This window comes from Nisaea sp., assembly GCF_039990255.1.
Lineage (GTDB): Bacteria > Pseudomonadota > Alphaproteobacteria > Thalassobaculales > Thalassobaculaceae > Nisaea.
This window is the reverse complement of the sequence record NZ_JBDXGG010000015.1, coordinates 1-3,725: the sequence shown is the minus strand read 5'-3', so window position 1 is coordinate 3,725 and position 3,725 is coordinate 1. Positions and strand designations below refer to the sequence as shown.

Sequence of the window (3,725 nt, the reverse complement as noted above, 5' to 3'; positions counted from 1 at the left end):
GCTCAGAAAGGCCGCCGCGAGAACCGTTGACGAATTGTGGTCAGTTGTCGCCGATTGCCTCTCCGCCTTCACCGCCGAGGAATGCCGGCACTATTTCGAGGCAGCCGGATATGACCCGGATTAAGTCGAATCTGCTCTAGTGCCGCCGGCCTTGTGAATTGCCGATGCGGCTGCACCTTCCTTTACAACTGCGCAGATGCAACGCGCTCCGCCCGGCAAATAGCTCACTGCAATCTGGCAGGAGGCACCGGCCCAGAAGGCTCATGAAAATCGACGACCTAGCGGCCAATTGCAGGTCGCCGGCCTTGCCGCGGAAAATGATCTAGTTTATCTTGTTGCTAGCAACAAGATGGTATTCGACTTCGTGACAGTACTCTATACCCCAGGCCAATTGCGAAGCGCTGTGTCTATCGCGCCGGAAACTTATCGGCATTGGAAAAAGGCGCTGGGGCCGCTGCGCCGCGCGCGTGGTCATAGCCCCTGCTTCAGATCTGGGGACCTTGTCGCTCTGGCCGTTATCAGGCTCCTCACACTGGATATGGGAATTCGAGTGGGTGCGCTGACGCCGATCGGGGAGGCTTTGTTCGATCTCTGTAATCGGTCGCCCTGGCCGGTGCTGGAGCGCTCTAAGCTGATCATTGATTTGCCGAACGCCGCGCTGCTGCTTCGCAGCGAATTGACGGAAACGCCGACTGACAAACCCTCTATTGTGATTCCGTTAGCACCGGTGATCTCTCAGCTTCGCGAGCAATTGCTGGCCGCTGGTAGCGAAGATGAGCAGCCTTCTCTGCGCTTCCCGCCGGTCGAAATTTCCCACGCTGTCGTCTCTCGTGGAGGTCGGCCGTGAACGCAATCGATCATATCGCCAAAGCGGCTCGCGACACCGGATATCGTTCCGAAGCTATCGTCATAGATTACTCTTTCGCTGACGTCCTGGCCGAGAACAATCCCACTCGAACCGTTCAACTTGCAGCCTTTACCCGCACGCCCCCCTCTTACCGGTCCGCAGCGCTAGCGGTCGTGCACGGCGAGGGGCGCAAAGCGATCGAGGTGGTCAGTCAGCATCGCGCTCTGGGCGCTCCCCTGCTGTTCGTCGTCAATCAAGATGACGTCACGGTATGGGAAGTTAGAAGCAAGGTTCCCCCACGCGCGATCGAAACCGTCGAACTCGCGGGTATCGAAGAGCTGTTCAAGCGCCACCGTGCGACTTGGCATCCAGACGCAATCCATCGCGCAAAGTCGGTTGGCCCCTCCGAAGATGGTTACCAGCTCGACTTCGTTGATTTGGGCCTGCTACCTGCGATCGAGGGTGAAATTCACATCAAACTGAGCCGTCTCCTCGTCGAGACGCTCGAACTGTCGCGAAAGGCATCTGAAGGTGAACCACTGGATGCGCGCACGCTTTTCCGTGTCGTCTTCCGGCTTCTCGCTGCCAAGGTTCTGGAAGACCGTTGCCATCCCTACGCGGCCGCGTGGAGCGCCGATGACCTTTCGTCGGTCCTCGCAGGAATTGAGACCTATTACTCGCTGGGACATATCGAGGGCCGCTGGGCGAACGAGTTGCCTGTTGTTTTTGATGCGGCATGGCGCCATTTGCGGGCCGGAATCAGCTTCTCCAATATCTCATCGGATGACCTGGCATTCGTTTACGAGAACACACTCATCACACCCGAGACCCGCAAGGTTTTCGGCACACATAGTACACCGCGGCAGGTTGCCGAGTATGTCGTTCAGAAGCTTCAACTCCACAATCACAAGCCCGAAGATCTAAAGATCTACGAGCCTTTCGCTGGTGCCGGCGTTTTCCTCGTTTCAGCTTTGCGCCACTTGCGCGACTTGCTTCCGGTTGAATGGTCGGACCAGCAGCGTCATGACTTTTTGATCAAGCACATTTCCGGGGATGAGGTCGACGCATTCGCATGCGAAGTCGCCACGCTTTCCCTTATCCTGGCCGACTACCCCAATCATAACGGCTGGCATGTCAAAGAAGCTGACCTGTTGGCCGGCACCACGCTCGCAGACCGGATCAGCGCTAATAACGTGATCCTATGCAACCCCCCCTTCGAAGCGTTCACCGAAGCGGAAAAGGCCCGGTATGAAATTGCGGGGACGACGCATTCGAAGGCCATTGCAGCGCTGAGCGCAGCATTGGACGCTAAGCCTCTCGCTTTAGGTTTTGTCCTGCCGCGCTCATTTATCCTGGAACGACAGTTCGCAGAGCAACGGCGACGGATCGAAAGTCTGTATAGCTCAGTGGAGGTACTCAAACTTCCTGATGGCATCTTCGGCGCATCAGATGTCGAAACGGCCGCAGTCATCGCCCGTGACCTGCGGCTCGCTCCGGCCGTGTCCATCTCCTTGCGGTCTACGGAGGTGGCAGAAAGGGACCGTTCGGCTTTCCTCAAGACCGGTCAGACAACGGTACATCGTGACCTCATCCGAGATGTTGCCGAAAAGCCTGACGGGTGCCTCTGGATTCCTCCACTCAACGCCCTCTGGGACTATCTGCGAGATGGTCCACGGCTTGGAACCCTCCTGAAGCCAAGCCTGGGCCTGCAATGGTATGACCAAGATCAGGGGCGTAGCGAGAACCCGAAACCTGGATACGAGCTAGGCTTTGCCAACGCCCGCCACCTTCAGCAATATAAGCTGCCCAAGCCGATGTGGTTGGACTTCCGGGAAGACCACATTCGTCGGGCTTTCGACCATGACTGGTCGAAGCCTAAGCTGATCGCTAGTGCAACGCGCCTGAGCCGTGGCGCTTGGTGCATTGGTGCTTTCGTTGATCTCGAAGGCGTTCTCTGTTCGCAACAATTTTTCGGCCTCTGGCCTGTCGAGCCGCTTACCAACAGTCAACTGTATGCGCTCTCAGCCGTTCTCAACGGGCCGATTGCGAATGCCTTCCTCGCTATGAATTCTCCAAAAGACCGGTTCCGGGTGTCAGTCGTCCGAGACATTCCAATTCCTGCCTTACTCCCTACAAAGCTCGCGGAACTCGCTGAAGAGTACATCACAAGAGTAAACGCCGCCTCGATCTTCGATCACACCGATGACGACTTAGCCGGGCAGCTCGCGCAGATCGATGCTGAAATCATGAGGGCCTACGATCTGCCACTAAAGCTAGAGCGGCAGCTCCTAGCCTATTTTGAAGGGTTTGACCGTCCCGTCGCGCATGCGTGGAAGCACTGGAATGATAGCTATCCAATTCCTGGCTTGAGTTTGGCGGAACGGCTGTCCGGACGTTTCAACGCCGGGGGTGACTGGGTCAAGAAGGTATTCCAGCCGCTACCCCAAAGTGAGATCGACTTGCTCCGCGATTATGTGGCGTAATCGAGATGGACGCATATCTCCTCGACACAACGGTCTTGTCCATTTATCTTGATCCGAACCATCTGCATCACGTTGCCAAAAGCCAGTCATTGGCCGCGCTACCGACAGACAGTCCTCGGTTCGTCTCTGCGGTCGCCTTGGCGGAGCTTGGCTTCGGAACAAACCTGGCAGCGCTGCTTGGAAAAGGAAATCTGACGACGCTGGACGCCATGCTCGTTCAGGCGAGGGCGTATGCGGTTCTCGACATCACGCACTGCTCTGAGACCGAACTTTGGAGCGCCGGTGGCTGGAGTTTTCCGGCTTTTGCTCTGAGACCGAACTTTGGAGCGCCGGTGGCTGGAGTTTTCCGGCTTTCTTCACGGTGACGGGCTGGCTTCGCCACCGGGATTTTGTAA

General features: G+C 57.1%; 3 protein-coding genes. All 3 read left to right on the top strand.

Features of this window, described 5'->3' with window-relative positions; translation table 11 throughout:
• Positions 1-289 precede the first annotated feature (289 nt).
• The 3 genes from ABJ076_RS09325 to ABJ076_RS09315 are packed head-to-tail and all read left to right on the top strand — an operon-like array spanning position 290 to position 3,695.
• Positions 290-847 (top strand): hypothetical protein, encoded by a 558-nt coding sequence (locus ABJ076_RS09325; protein WP_348054128.1) that lies wholly within the window; start codon positions 290-292, stop codon positions 845-847.
• Complete coding sequence (locus tag ABJ076_RS09320; RefSeq protein ID WP_348054126.1) at positions 844-3,330, top strand: N-6 DNA methylase; 2,487 nt, start codon at positions 844-846, stop codon at positions 3,328-3,330. Before ABJ076_RS09325 ends, ABJ076_RS09320 begins: the two co-directional genes overlap by 4 nt.
• A 5-nt stretch (positions 3,331-3,335) precedes the next feature.
• Positions 3,336-3,695 (top strand): hypothetical protein, encoded by a 360-nt coding sequence (locus ABJ076_RS09315; RefSeq protein ID WP_348054124.1) that lies wholly within the window; start codon positions 3,336-3,338, stop codon positions 3,693-3,695.
• The last annotated feature ends 30 nt before the right edge of the window (positions 3,696-3,725 follow it).

Bases quoted from the DNA above. Each gene is read 5' to 3' on its own strand.
- ABJ076_RS09315 (WP_348054124.1), top strand. From the start codon at position 3,336: ATGGACGCATATCTCCTCGACACAACGGTCTTGTCCATTTATCTTGAT.